This is a genomic window from Streptomyces sp. NPDC088766, from assembly GCF_044750845.1.
Lineage (GTDB): Bacteria > Actinomycetota > Actinomycetes > Streptomycetales > Streptomycetaceae > Streptomyces.
In genome coordinates this window covers 54764-68234 of record NZ_JBIVKQ010000036.1, presented here as the reverse complement: position 1 = coordinate 68234, position 13471 = coordinate 54764, and the positions used below count along the sequence as shown (strand labels likewise).

At 74.0% G+C, this 13471-nt stretch carries 11 protein-coding genes; 6 read left to right on the top strand and 5 right to left on the bottom strand.

The annotated features are described in order from the left end of the window. Positions 1–90 precede the first annotated feature (90 nt). Positions 91–1629, bottom strand: a complete 1539-nt coding sequence (locus ACIP5W_RS33340) for a PAS domain S-box protein (protein ID WP_401481407.1) — start codon at positions 1627–1629, stop codon at positions 91–93. Positions 1630–1945: 316 nt separating this feature from the next. Here ACIP5W_RS33340 and ACIP5W_RS33335 point away from each other — a divergent pair, with 316 nt between their 5' ends. Further along, positions 1946–4333: an ATP-binding cassette domain-containing protein gene (locus ACIP5W_RS33335; RefSeq protein WP_401481397.1), complete on the top strand. Its 2388-nt coding sequence runs from the start codon at positions 1946–1948 to the stop codon at positions 4331–4333. Between the two features lie 397 nt (positions 4334–4730). On the opposite strand, the gene ACIP5W_RS33330 is transcribed toward ACIP5W_RS33335, so the two are convergent. Next, on the bottom strand, positions 4731–5096 hold the full coding sequence (locus ACIP5W_RS33330) for a DUF6479 family protein (RefSeq protein WP_401481395.1): 366 nt from the start codon (positions 5094–5096) through the stop codon (positions 4731–4733). 157 nt (positions 5097–5253) lie between these two features. Between ACIP5W_RS33330 and ACIP5W_RS33325 the strand changes: the two genes are divergently transcribed. From ACIP5W_RS33325 to ACIP5W_RS33315, 3 genes are all read left to right on the top strand, one after another. Then, the gene (locus ACIP5W_RS33325; protein ID WP_401481393.1) at positions 5254–5628 is read left to right on the top strand and encodes a ferredoxin; all 375 of its coding nucleotides are present in this window, start codon (positions 5254–5256) and stop codon (positions 5626–5628) included. Positions 5629–6066: 438 nt separating this feature from the next. Next, positions 6067–6969: a universal stress protein gene (locus ACIP5W_RS33320; protein ID WP_401481391.1), complete on the top strand. Its 903-nt coding sequence runs from the start codon at positions 6067–6069 to the stop codon at positions 6967–6969. Positions 6970–7085: 116 nt separating this feature from the next. Further along, positions 7086–7970: a universal stress protein gene (locus ACIP5W_RS33315; protein WP_401481405.1), complete on the top strand. Its 885-nt coding sequence runs from the start codon at positions 7086–7088 to the stop codon at positions 7968–7970. A 238-nt stretch (positions 7971–8208) separates the two neighbouring features. On the opposite strand, the gene ACIP5W_RS33310 is transcribed toward ACIP5W_RS33315, so the two are convergent. From ACIP5W_RS33310 to ACIP5W_RS33300, 3 genes are all read right to left on the bottom strand, one after another. Then, a complete protein-coding gene (locus ACIP5W_RS33310) occupies positions 8209–8700 on the bottom strand; it encodes a pyridoxamine 5'-phosphate oxidase family protein (RefSeq protein ID WP_401481389.1) in 492 nt (163 codons plus the stop codon). A 144-nt stretch (positions 8701–8844) separates the two neighbouring features. Further along, complete coding sequence (locus ACIP5W_RS33305; RefSeq protein WP_401481387.1) at positions 8845–9330, bottom strand: FMN-binding protein; 486 nt, start codon at positions 9328–9330, stop codon at positions 8845–8847. 7 nt (positions 9331–9337) lie between these two features. Continuing rightward, entirely contained in the window at positions 9338–10699 is a 1362-nt protein-coding gene (locus ACIP5W_RS33300; protein ID WP_401481385.1) for a ferric reductase-like transmembrane domain-containing protein, read from the bottom strand. 242 nt (positions 10700–10941) lie between these two features. Here ACIP5W_RS33300 and ACIP5W_RS33295 point away from each other — a divergent pair, with 242 nt between their 5' ends. Both ACIP5W_RS33295 and ACIP5W_RS33290 read left to right on the top strand, forming a co-directional pair. Next, entirely contained in the window at positions 10942–11691 is a 750-nt protein-coding gene (locus ACIP5W_RS33295; RefSeq protein WP_401481383.1) for a response regulator transcription factor, read from the top strand. 59 nt (positions 11692–11750) lie between these two features. Continuing rightward, entirely contained in the window at positions 11751–13238 is a 1488-nt protein-coding gene (locus tag ACIP5W_RS33290; protein WP_401481403.1) for a sensor histidine kinase, read from the top strand. The last annotated feature ends 233 nt before the right edge of the window (positions 13239–13471 follow it).

Genomic DNA, 13471 nt, shown 5'->3' with positions numbered 1-13471 from the left:
TATCGGGGCGACCCTCCGCCTTGCGATCGCACGCACCGGACGCCGCCGGGCCTGCCCTTCGGGCAGACGACGCCACTTTCGAAACACGCCCTAGGTCGCCGGGAGCTGCGCCAGCAGGAGGGTCACGTCGTCGTTGTGGCTCTCGGGGTCCGGCAGGAGGCCGGCGAGCACCCGGTCGGCGGCCTTCTCCAGGCAGGGCATGTCGGTGAACAACTCCTCCAGCAGGAAGATGAGTTCGCCGATGCGCAGCTCTATGTCGCTGCCCGGCGTCTCGATCAGGCCGTCCGTGTACAGCACCAGGGTGGCTCTCGGCGGTATCTGCGCGCGGGCCTGCTCGAACGGGCCGTCGCCGATCCCGAGGGGCATGTTGACGGGGCAGTCGAGCGCCCGCACCCCCTTGCCGGCCCCGGCGACCAGGACCGGCAGATGGCCTGCCGAGCAGATCGTCACCGTGCCCGTCTTCGGGGCGATGACCAGGTAGCAGCAGGTCACGAGCTGGTCGGGCACGTCCAGGTCGGCGACGCAGGTGTCCAGCGCCCGCATCAGCTGCCGCGGCTGCATGCCGGTCTTCGCCAGCGCGTGCGCGGCCGAGCGCAACTGGCCCATCACGGCGGCGGCCTCCAGACCCCGCCCCATCACGTCGCCTATCAGCACCCCCACCCGGCCCCCGCCCAGCGGCACGAGGTCGAACCAGTCGCCGCCCACCCCGGCGCCCTGGGTGGCGGGCCGGTAACGGCTGGCGGTGGCCAGGCCGGGCAGCGCGGGCGGGGTGCCCATCAGGCTGCGCTGGAGCGTGAGGGCGATGTGCCGCTGCTGCTCGTACAGTTCGGTCAGCTCCGCCTGGGCGCGCTTGCGGTCGCTGATGTCCCGCACGATCGCGCACGCCCCGACCACCGTGCCACGGGTGTCCCGGGTCGGCCACAGGGTCACGTCCACGTCCAGCAGCGCACCGCCGCTGGTGACCTTCAGGGTCTCGAAGTGCTCCACCTTCCGGCCCCGCCGGAGCTGCCGCAGCAGCGCCCTGACCTCGCCGCGCAGCTCGGGCGGGGCCAGCAGGGAGACGTGTTGGCCGATGGCCTCGTCGGCGGTGTAGCCGTACAGGCGCTGCGCCGCCGCGTTCCAGTAGGTGACGTACCCGTCCAGGGTGTGGGCGAGGATGGCGTCCTGCGACGACTCCACGAGGGCGGCCAGCTCGTTGATGCGGGCCTCGGCGGCCTTGCGGTCGGAGACGTCGCGGACCGCCGCCGACACCAGCAGCCCGTCCGTGGTCTCCAGGGGGCTCAGGCTGATCTCGACGGGGAACTCGGTGCCGTCCTTGCGCAGCCCGAGCAGTTCGAGTCCGGCGCCCATGGGCCGGACCTGGCGGTTGGCCGTGTACCCGCTGCGGTGCCCGGTGTGCTGCTCGCGGAAGCGGTGCGGCAGCAGCAACTCGACCGGCTGGTCGAGGAGTTCCTCGCGGCGATAGCCGAAGAGTGCCTCCGTCTGGGCGTTGACGAGCCGGATGGTCCCCCGGTCGTCGACGATGACCATCGCGTCCGGTGCCGCCTCCAGCAGCCCCCGGAACCGTTCCTCCGCCCCGCCCGGAGCCTTCTCGCGCACAGGGGCGCGGCAGCCGTACCGTCGTTCCACCGGTTCCGCCTGCACCAAGTCGGCCATGTTCCACCTCACCTTGCGCGACGATTCAAGACATCTCAGCGCCTTCGCACCCGCCCCGCTCCGGGATGTCGCTTACTGACCGTTCACGCCCGAAGCTGGCCGATCGCGGTCCGGGTGTGGGGCACGAGCCGTTCGGACGTCGTTCCACCGCCGGTCCGTCAGGTATGGCACGGTTTCGTACCACCGGCCGGACGGGAACGGACCGGTTCGATCAGGAATCGGCAAGCGCCGGGCCGCGGGCGCCACATAGCGTGGGAGCGATACCCAGGAACACGGACGGAGACCGTTGATGAGCCCCGCCAACAGGACGGACGACCGGTCGTCCGCGCGACACGCCGCCGACACCCACGACGTGATCCGTGTGCACAGCGCGCGCGTGAACAACCTCAAGGACGTCAGCGTCGAGATCCCGAAGCGCCGGCTGACCGTCTTCACGGGGGTGTCCGGCTCGGGCAAGAGCTCGCTGGTCTTCGACACGATCGCCGCCGAGTCGCAGCGGCTGATCAACGAGACGTACAGCGCCTTCGTGCAGGGCTTCATGCCGACGCTCGCGCGGCCCGACGTCGACGTGCTCGACGGACTGACGACCGCGATCATCGTCGACCAGCAGCGGATGGGCGCCGACCCCCGCTCCACGGTCGGCACCGCCACCGACGCCAACGCGATGCTGCGCATCCTCTTCAGCCGGCTCGGCGAGCCGCACATCGGCCCGCCCGGCGCCTACTCCTTCAACACCGCCTCGGTGCGGGCCAGCGGCGGCATCACCGTCGAGCGCGGCACCAAGGAGACGGTGAAGGCGACCTACCAGCGCACCGGCGGCATGTGCACCCGCTGCGAGGGCCGGGGCACGGTCTCCGACATCGACCTCACCCAGCTCTACGACGACGGCAAGTCGCTCAACGAGGGCGCGCTCACGATCCCCGGCTACAGCGTGGACGGCTGGTACGGCCGTATCTTCAGCGGCTGCGGCTTCTTCGACCCGGACAAGCCGATCCGCGAGTTCACCGAGGAGGAACTGCACGACCTCCTCCACCGGGAACCGACCAAGATCAAGGTCGACGGCATCAACCTGACGTACGAGGGGCTGATCCCGAAGATCCAGAAGTCGATGCTCGCCAAGGACGTCGACGCGCTCCAGCCCCATGTGCGCGCCTTCGTTGAACGGGCGACGACCTTCACCGTCTGCCCAGAGTGCGACGGCACCCGGCTCAGCGAGGGCGCCCGCTCGTCGAGGATCGACGGGATCAGCATCGCCGACGCCTGCGCGATGCAGATCACCGACCTCGCCGCATGGGTCCGCAAGCTCGACGTGCCGTCGGTGGCGCCGCTGCTCACGGCGTTGCGCCAGACCCTCGACTCGTTCGCGGAGATCGGCCTCGGCTACCTCTCGCTCGACCGGCCGGCCGGCACCCTGTCGGGCGGCGAGGCGCAGCGCGTCAGGATGATCCGCCACCTCGGCTCCTCGCTCACCGACGTCACCTACGTCTTCGACGAGCCCACCACCGGCCTGCACCCCCATGACATCCAGCGGATGAACGACCTGCTGCTGCGCCTGCGGGACAAGGGCAACACCGTGCTCGTCGTGGAGCACAAGCCGCAGACGATCGCGATCGCCGACCACGTCGTCGACCTCGGCCCCGGCGCCGGCACCGCGGGCGGCACCGTCTGCTACGAGGGCACCGTCGAGGGGCTGCGGGCCGGTGACACCGTCACCGGCCGCCACCTCGACGACCGGGCCGCGCCGAAGGGCTCCGTGCGCCGGCCGACCGGGGCACTGGAGATCCGCGGCGCGACGGCGCACAACCTCCAGGGTGTCGACGTGGACATCCCGCTCGGCGTGCTCACCGTCGTCACGGGTGTGGCCGGCTCCGGCAAGAGTTCGCTCGTCCACGGCTCGATGCCCGCCGACGCGGGAGTGGTGACGGTCGACCAGAGCCCCATCAGGGGGTCGCGGCGCAGCAACCCGGCGACCTACACCGGACTGCTCGACCCGATCCGCAAGGCGTTCGCCAGGGCCAACGGCGTCAAGCCGGCCCTGTTCAGCGCCAACTCCGCGGGCGCCTGCCCCACCTGCAACGGCGCGGGTGTCGTCTACACCGACCTGGCGATGATGGCCGCCGTGGCCGCCACCTGCGAGGACTGCGAGGGCAAGCGGTACCAGGCGGCGGTGCTCGACCACCGCCTCGGCGGCCGGGACATCAGCGAGGTGCTCGCGATGCCGGTGGCCAGGGCCGAGGAGTTCTTCGGCTCCGGCGAGGCACACGTTCCGGCCGCGCAGCGCATCCTCGGCCGGCTCGCCGACGTCGGGCTCGGCTATCTCACCCTCGGCCAGCCGCTCACCACGCTGTCCGGCGGCGAGCGGCAGCGGCTCAAGCTCGCCACCCGCATGGGCGACAAGGGCGGCGTCCACGTCCTCGACGAGCCGACCACCGGCCTGCACCTCGCCGACGTGGAGCAGCTGCTCGGACTGCTGGACCGGCTGGTCGACGCCGGCAAGTCGGTCGTCGTCGTCGAGCACCACCCGGCGGTCATGGCGCACGCCGACTGGATCATCGACCTCGGTCCCGGCGCGGGGCACGACGGCGGCAGGATCGTCTTCGAGGGCACCCCGGCCGACCTCGTCGCCGCCCGCTCCACCCTCACCGGCGAGCACCTGGCGGCGTACGTCGGCGCCTGACGCCCCGCCCCGCCGTCGCCGAGGCACCGTGACCCCGACCCCGGCCGGGGAACCGGGTCGACGCCGTACTTCCGGGCCCGCGCCCCCGGAGACGCCGGGGTCCGGGCGCACCGGCCCGGACCTCGGCCGACGTGGCTGTGGACGGAGGGCCGCGCCCGTCGATGCGGCCGTGGACCGCTCCACGTCCGGTCGCCCGTGGGCCCGCCCCGCTGGTCCGGCGTGCCGTGCGGCGGCGGACCGAAGGGCTGCGGCGGGGCCGCCGGCGGCCCCGGGGAACCGGGGCGCCGCGTGGACCGCTGCGGGCGCGGCGCGCCCTGGTCACCCGCGGCCGGCTCCCCGCCCGCCTCCGGCTGCTCCCGGCGGGACGTCGGAATCCCGGTCACGGGCACAGGAAGGATCAGTGCCCGCCCAGGCCGCCCCCGCCGAACGAACCGCTGCTGCCGCGACTCCAGCGCGGCCGCGACTTGGACGTGCTCGGCCGGGTCTGCATGTTGGTCAGTTCGTACGGCGTGAGGGCGTGGCCCCCCTTCCCGGTCCGGGGTACCTCGTCGGGCTCCCGGGCCTCCTGGACCTCGCGCACGGGTCCCTCCGCGGGCAGGTGCGGCTGCTCGTCGGGGCGCGGCCGGGGCAGCTCGCGCTGCTTGACACGCGCGCCCAGCCAGAAGCTGCCGGCGAGCAGGCCCACGAGGGCCGCACCGACCACGAACAGGGCCACGCTGAGCAGGCCGCTCGCAGCGGCCAACTGCATGTTTGCGCTAGTCATATCAGGCGAATACCCCATCAATCGGTCGCGAACCGCTTCACGAGGCCCGTCGCTCTCCGTGCCGGGCGACGTCGCTCCGGCGCCGGACCGGCATCGCGTCCGGTGCGGCCCGCCTGCCGCCGGGTTTGGCGAGGCTCGCCGCGGCTACCCGCGCTGTGTGACTTCGACGACATCCCAGCAGGAACTCTTCCGGTTCCTGGAGGACCGCTTCGCATGCGCCCAGGCGTGCACCGAATGCGCGCGGGCCAGCGCGCTGTACGCGAGCCTGGTGAATCCGGACGGAACCGAAGGCCAGGAATTCGTGCGCCGCAAGGGGATCATGTGCGCGGAGGTCTGCGACGCGACCTGCCGCGTGCTGTCCGAGGACAACCGGGTGGACGAGGCGGGCATCCGGGTCCAGGTGGAGTGGTGCCGGACCGTCTGCCTGGAGACCGCGCACGCCTTCGACCGGCACCCGGGCGCCGAGGACGGCGCGGCGGCGTGCCGTGCGTGCGCCCGGGCCTGCAGCGACTTCCTTCAGACGCTGGAGTGAGGCGGTGTCCCCTTGTCGACGGCGCTCGACACCGTTCGACCGCGCTCGACACCGTCGGCCCGGCCACCGCTCAGCCGTGATCTTCACCTGCGGCGGCGGCGACAACGGGATCCAGCGGTTGGCCGTCTCCGGGATCGGCCCGCGACCGCACCGTGTGTGACGCCGACTCCCGTCCGGCAGGAGGATCGGCGCAGGCCCGCGGGCGGGACCGCACCGGGCCGGGCCCTCCTCCGTCCGCGCCGTGGGCCGCCGCGACGTCGGTCGCCGCGCCGCGCACCGCCGCACCGCACCGGGCGGGGGTCGGTCGGCCCCACCCCGGGACCAGTGGCCCCTGCCCCGGCAACGCCCCCGAGGGCGACGCTGGTACCGGGCCCTCCCGTCCCGGATCCCTTGTCCCGGATCCTGAGCCCAAGATCCCTCGACGAGGAGGTGGGGATCATGCCCCGCACCGTCACCGTAGGACTCGACGGCTCGCGCGAGAGCCGCGCCGCCGTGGAATGGGCGGCGCGCGAGGCGAAGTTGCGCGGCCTGCCGCTGAAGATCGTGCACGTCTGGCAGCCGGTCCCGGAGCCGATGGCCCAGGCACCGCTGCTCGGCGGCGAGACGCAGGCGCACTGGACCGAGCGCATTCCCCGGGAGGCCGCCGTGGGCGTCGGCCTGCGCCATCCCGGTGTCGAGGTGATCAGCGAGCAGCTCTGCGGACAGGCCGGTGACGTCCTCGCCGAGGCGGCGAAGAGTGCCGAACTGCTCGTCCTGGGCTCCCGCGGCCTCACCGGGATCGGCGGGTTCATGATGGGCTCCGTGGGCCTGTCCGCCCTCGCGCACGCCGACCGCCCCGTCGTCCTGGTCCGCGCACTGGAAGCGGCCGCCGACGAGCACGTGCCGGACCCGGCGGGGATACCGTCCGCCGCGACACCGTTCCGGCCCGTGGTGCTCGGACTCGACGTCGACCACCCGGACGAGGCACTGATCGAGTTCGCCTTCGCCACCGCCGGGCTCCGCGACACGTCCCTGCGGGTCGTCCACGGCTGGAACCCGCCGCCGTACGCGTACGCCATGCCCGCCAGCCCCGCGCGCCACGAGGCCCTGAGCCTGAGCGCGTCCGAGGCCCTCTCCAAGGTGCTGCGGCCGTGGCGGCAGAAGTTCCCGGACGTCGAGGTCGTCGAGACGTCCCGCCACGGCAGCGCGGCCGTCCACATCGTGGACGCCGCCCGTGAGGCCTCGCTCGTCGTCGTGGGCCGCCGGATCCGCCGCAGCCCGTTCGGCGCCCACATCGGGCACGTCACGCACGCGGTGCTCCACCACTCGGCGGCCCCCGTCGTCGTGGTCCCCCACGCCTGACCCTCCCGAGGAGGAGAAGCCATGAACGCAGCGGTCGTCCGAGCGTTCGCCGAGCCCCTCGCCGCCGGGGTCCGGGCCCGCGCCGTCGTCGTCTTGGACGAGGGGCGGTGAGCACGATGGACCTCCCCCTCGTGGTGGGCGTGGACGGCTCCGAGCCGAGCCTGCGGGCCGTGGACTGGGCGGCCGACGAGGCCGCCCTGCGCGGGGTCCCGCTCCGACTGGTGTACGCCTCCCTCTGGGAGCGGTACGAGGGCGACTCCCTCGCCGAGGACCTCACCGACGACCTGGACGCATCGGCCGAGCAGGTGACGGCCGAGGCCATCGTGCGGGTCGCCGCGAACCGGGCCGCACTGCGCCGCCCCGACGTCGAGATCTCCACCGACGTGCTGCCCGAGGAAGCCGAGTCCGCGCTCGTCCGCGAGGGACGCAACGCCTGCGCCCTGGTACTCGGTCACCGGGGCCGCAGCGGCCTCGTCGAGGTGCTGCTCGGCTCGGTCGGCCTGAGCGTCGCCGCCCACGCCGACTGCCCGGTGATCGTACTGCGGGGCAGTCACGACAACCGGGTCCGGGCCGGGAGGCACGGCCGCGTCGTCGTCGGCATCGGCGACAAGGGCACGGACTCCGCCGCGCTGCGCTTCGCCGTCCAGGAGGCCGGGCTGCGCGACGCGACGCTGGAGGCCGTACGGGCCTGGCGGTCTCCCGCGCACGAGACCACCGACCATCCCCTGCTCGTCGGGAAACCCGCCGGAGCGCACGAACTGCGTGCCGCCGAAATCCTGGAGCGGGCACTCGAGGACGTGCCCGCCGACGTGGAACTGCGCCGCCGCACGGTGGAGGGCCCGGCTCGCAGGGTGCTCCTGGCGGCCTCGTACGAGGCCGACCTGCTGGTGGTCGGTGCCCGGCGCAACCCGGGACACATCGGACTCCAGCTGGGGCGCGTCGCCCACTCGCTGCTGCACCACGCCGCCTGCGTGGTGGCGGTCGTACCCGAACGGCCGTGAGAGGCGCGGCCGGCCGGGCCGGTCGGCGGGGCGGACCGGCCGGCGGGGAGGGCCGGCCGGCCCCGGTCCGCCCCCGGGCAGCACCTGTGACGCCCCTCCGCCGCGCCGGACGATCTCGGCGACGAAGTGTCGCAGGCCGGGGAGGAGGGACCCGCGACGACGGAGGGCCGGGTGCCCGGCCTCGCCGGCGCGCCGGCCCACGGGCAGGGGGAGCGGACCCGGCCCGCCCCTCGCGGCCTCACCCGAGCGGGGACGGATCCTGCGCCGTCAGGCGGACCCCGGTGACCAGATCGGGGCCGATGCGGACGGCGTGATCCATCCTCTGTGTCGCCCAGGGCCGCAACAGGGCCCGGTAGCGGGCGAGTTCGTCCGGGTCGGTGACCAGCCGCGCATAGCCCGTGACGACCACGCTCCAGCCGAGGTGGGTGTCGGGGTCGATGTCGTCGGCCTCGTAGGCGACGACGGCCCCCTCGGCCCCGGTCTGCCGGGTGTACCGGGTCAGCGCTGCGTCCCCGTGGGTGCGGATGACGATGTCGCCGTCGACCAGGACGTGGTTGACCGGGCGGACGGTCGGCAGCGCGTGCCGGGTGAAGACGATCCGTCCCAGGGACACGCCGCCCAGCAGCCGCAGCGCCTCGGCAGCGTCCAGCTCGACACTCGTCCGGGTCTCCGGGGTGTTCGGCCGGCCGTCGTCGCCGGCCGTCGCAGGTATCCGTATCGTCGGGTCCATCACAGGTCTCTGTCTCCCGCAGCCGCGCGTGCGCCTGACCGGGCCATTCGAACCGGGCGGACGCCCGCCTCACCAGGGCCGACCGGCCCTGCGGGGCGTCCGATGGTCCCGGCCGGGCCGGACGGCCGGCCGGCCCGGCGGGCGTCAGCCGTTCGCCGAGTCCAGCGCCGACTGGAGCGACTGGCGGTAGCCCTCGCTGGTGTAGGTGGCTCCCGACACCGTGTCGATGTCGGCGCTCTGGGCGCTGAGCGCCTCCCTGGTCAACTGGGGGACGGCGTAGCCGTTGATCTGCTGGTCCCTCGGGTTCTCCTGGGGGTAGGCGACCGCGGTGACGTCGGTGAGCCTGCCGTCCTTCACCGTGACGCGGACCTGGACGGGGCCGTAGCGGGTCTGGACCGAGTCCCCGGTGAGCGTCCGGGTTCCCGTGACCGCCGATCCGCTCGAACCCCCCGATCCGGCCGTCCCGCTCGACGCGCCGGAACTGCTGGACGCCGCGGGAGAGGGGGCGAGCCCGGCGACGGCCGGCGTCGTGTGCGGCTTCAGCGACAGCACCAGCACGATCCCGGAGACGGTCGCGGCGCTCGCCAGCACGATGCGGCGCAGCGGGTGGTTCTTCCTCAAGGTGTGCAAGACGGCCTCACAGTTCGAAGGACTCGTGGTGGATGCGGCGGTCCGGGACCCCCGCGGCGCGCAGCGCCTCGTACAGGTCCCGTGCGAACCCGTGCGGGCCGCACAGGTACACGTCGTGGGCGGCCAGGTCGGGCACGGCCGCGCGCAGGGACCCCGCCGTGAGGTCCGGACGCCGGCCGTGCGGGCCGTTGAGCGCGTAGAGCACCTTGGCCCCGCGCCACCGTGCGACGGCCTCCAGCTCCCCGCCCAGGGCGAGGTCCTCCGCCGTGCGGGCCCGGTAGACGAGCGTGACGTCGCCGGGCAGCGTCTCGAACAGGGCCCGCAGCGGGGTGATGCCGACACCGCCCGCGATCAGCAGGGACTTGGGCGCGGACTGCCGGTCCGCGGTCAGCGCCCCGTAGGGGCCCTCCGCCCACACCCGGGTGCCCGGCCGCAGCAGGGCCACGGCGGCGCTGTGGTCGCCGAGCGCCTTGACCGTGATGCGCAGCAGGTCCGGACGCGGCGGCGCCGACAGGGAGTAGGGCGTCGAGGTCCAGCGCATGCCGTCGGTGAGGAAGCGCCACCGCAGGAACTGGCCGGGCCGCGCGCCCATCTCGTCCAGCCGCCGGCCGCGTACGACGACGGAGTACACGCCCGGCGCCTCCCGGTGCACGGAGTCGACGCGCAGCCGGTGACGCAGGTTGAGCCGGACCGGGGCGAGGATCCGGAACCACAGCACCAGGGCGGCGGCCCCCAGGTACAGCGCGTACCAGGCCGCCCGGGCCCACCCGTTGCCGGTGAAGTCGGACCCCAGGGCGAGCTGGTGGCCGAAGGAGAGGAAGACCGCGGCGTAGGTGAGCAGGTGCACGTAGTACCAGAACTCGTGACCGACCCGGCGGCGCACCGCACGGGCCGAGACGATCCCGACCGCGAACAGGACGACGGTGCCGGCGGTGGCCTTGAGCATCTCCGGATAGTTCAGGACCACCGTGATCGTCTCGTCCACGAGGGAGGAGCGGTCCTGGGCGGCGTACCCGAGCAGGATCAGCACGACGTGGGCCGCCAGCAGGCAGATCGTGTAGCGGCCCGCCATCGCGTGCCAGCGCGTCACCCGGTCCGACCCGATCCGCCGCTCCAGCAGCGGCACGCGGGCCATCAGGGCGACGAGCACGGCGCAGGCGTACCCGGACAGCAGTCCCGCGATCCGCCCGGCTCCGGTCAGCCAGCCCGCGGTGCCCACGACCGATCCCGTGTCGTACCACCACAGGGCGACCACGGCGGCGGCCCCGCCCCACAGGGCGGCCAGCACGGGGCCCGCGGGGGAACGCCTGGGCGCGGGAGGCACGGGAGGCGCGGGAGCGACCCCTGGTCGCGCGTACATCGTCGTCATCCGTGTGTTCCTTCGGCTTTTCCGTACGTCCGCTGCGGCCGTACGCAACGACACTGTGCCGACGCAACCTCTGAGCCCGCTCTCAGCGCTCGGCGCTGCGGCACGGTTTTTTCGCAGGTGGGAGGGGGTGCCGAGGCGGCCGGGCGGAGCGGCGGCAGGGCGTACTCAGAGCCGACTCAGAGCGAACTCAGAGGTCCGGGAGGCAGCTCCGGCCGCTGCGGGACCGCATCCTGGTACGTGAGATGAACACTCCCCGCCACCGCGGCTCCGGCCGCCCCGCCCTCACCCGCACCGACGGCACCCCCATCCGGGTCCTCGTCGTCGACGACGACCCCGACCTCGCGGAGGTGCTCTCCGGCGCCCTGCGCTACGAGGGCTGGGAGGTGCGCACGGCCGGCGACGGCGTCTCGGCCGTCGCCGAGGCCCGCGAGCTGCTCCCCGACGCCGTCGTCCTCGACGTGATGCTCCCGGACACCGACGGCTTCTCCGTGCTGCGCTCGCTGCACGGCGTACGCCCCGACGTGTGCGTGCTCTTCCTGACCGCACGGGACGCCGTCGAGGACCGCATCGCGGGCATCACGGCGGGCGGCGACGACTACGTGACGAAACCGTTCAGCCTGGAGGAGGTCGTGGCCAGGCTGCGCGGTCTGCTGCGCCGGGCCGGCATGGCCCGGCAGAGCGAGGACGGGCCGCGGCTGACCGTCGGCGACCTGGTCATGGACGAGGAGGCCCGCGAGGTCACCCGCGGCGGCGACCTCGTGGAACTGTCCCCGACCGAGTTCGAACTGCTGCGGCTGCTGATGCGCAATCCGCGGCGCGTGCTCAGCAAGGCGCAGATCCTCGACCGCGTGTGGTCCTACGACTTCGGCGGCCAGGCCCACGTCGTCGAGCTGTACATCTCCTACCTGCGCAAGAAGGTGGACGCGGGCCGCCCGCCCATGATCCACACGGTGCGGGGCGCCGGGTACGTGCTCAAGCCGGTGACCCGGTGAGCACGGGGCCGCGGCAGACCTCCGCACGCCGACCGCGCCCGCCCGGGACGAGGCGGCGGCTGCCGCGTCCGCCCTGGCCGCACACGCTGCGGGCGCGGCTCACCGCCGGACTCGTCGTGCTGCTCGCGGTCAGCTGCGCGGCCGTCGGGGTGGCGGCGGTGCTGGAGCTGAACGGCTTCCTCACCGGCCGTGTCGACCAGCAGCTGCGGGAGGCGGGCGCACGGTTCCCGGCCAGCCTGGAGCACGTCGGGACGCTGCCCTCGGACCGCGACGGCGACGAGGACGGCGACGGCGACACCCGCCGTCAGACCGTCGGAACCTTCGGGGCCCGGCTCGTCGGGGACACGGTCACCAACGCCGCGGTGGTGGCGTCCGGCGGCCGCACGGGCACGGTGAGCGTGTCGCTCGGGGCGCGCGACAGCCGTCGGCTGGCCGCGCTGCCGGCCGACGGCGACGGGCACACGACCGAGCTCTCGTCCCTCGGCGAGTACCGCCTGATGGCGTTCCGGGGCGTGGACGGCGACGTCCTGGTCACCGGCCTCCCCATGGAGCCGGTGGAGGCCACCGTCCACCGGCTGGAACTGGTCGCCGCGGTCGTCTTCGGCGCGGCGCTGGTCGTCGCCGGCTTCGCCGGGGCCCTGTGGGTGCGCTGGTCGCTGCGACCGCTCAGCCGGGTGGCCGCGACCGCCACCCGGGTCAGCCGGCTTCCGCTGTCCAGCGGTGAGGTGGGGCTCTGGCCCCGTGCGCCCGAGGCCGACCCGCGCAGCGAGGTGGGACGGGTCGCCGACGCCTTCAACACCATGCTCGGCCACGTCGAGGACGCGCTGACCAAGCGGCACGCGAGCGAGGAACGGCTGCGCAGTTTCGCCGCCGACGCCAGCCACGAGCTGCGCACACCCGTGGCGACGGTCCGCGGCCACGCGGAGCTGGCGCTGCTGCACCCCGGTCCGGTGCCGCCGAAGGTGGTGCGGGCACTGGAGCGCATCGAGGCCGAGGCGGCCCGCATGGGCGAGATGGTCGACGACCTGCTGCTCCTCGCCCGCCTCGACGCGGGCCGTCCCCTGGAGCGACTGCCCGTCGACCTGACCCGGCTGGTCCTGGACGCCGTGACGGACGCACAGGCCGCGGGTCCCGGACACCGCTGGGCGCTGGAACTGTCCGAGGAACCGGTGACGGTGACGGGCGACGCCCACCGCCTCCACCAGGTACTGGCCAACCTGCTGGCCAACGCACGCCTGCACACACCCGCCGGCACCACGATCACCATCTCGGTGGAGACCGACGGCACGACGGCGGAGCTGAAGGTCCACGACGACGGCCCCGGCGTCCCCGCGGACGTCCGCCCCCGGGTCTTCGAGCGCTTCACCCACGGGGAGCGCCGCCGTGCGGAAGGCACGCCGGGCGGCACCGGCACCGGCCTCGGCCTGTCGATCGTGGCCGCCGTGACGGAGGCCCACGGCGGCGGCGTCACCCTCGACAGCGTGCCCGGGTCGACCACCTTCACCGTACGGCTCCCGGCCCGGCCGGCAGCGGCCGATCGCCCGTGACGGACGGCCGGACGCCGGCCTGCGGTCCCGGGCAGAGCGGCCCTCACGGACCCGGTCGGCCCCTCGGCTCATGCGGCCCTCAGCACCGACGCGGGTCCTCGCCGGTGCCCTCGGCGGGTTCGCCGTCCGGCTGCCGAGCCCCCGCACGGCCCGCGGCCACACGTGCCGCACGGCCCGCGGCCACCCGTGCCGCACCGGCCCCGGCGCGTCACCGCCGCGCGGGCGCGCACCGG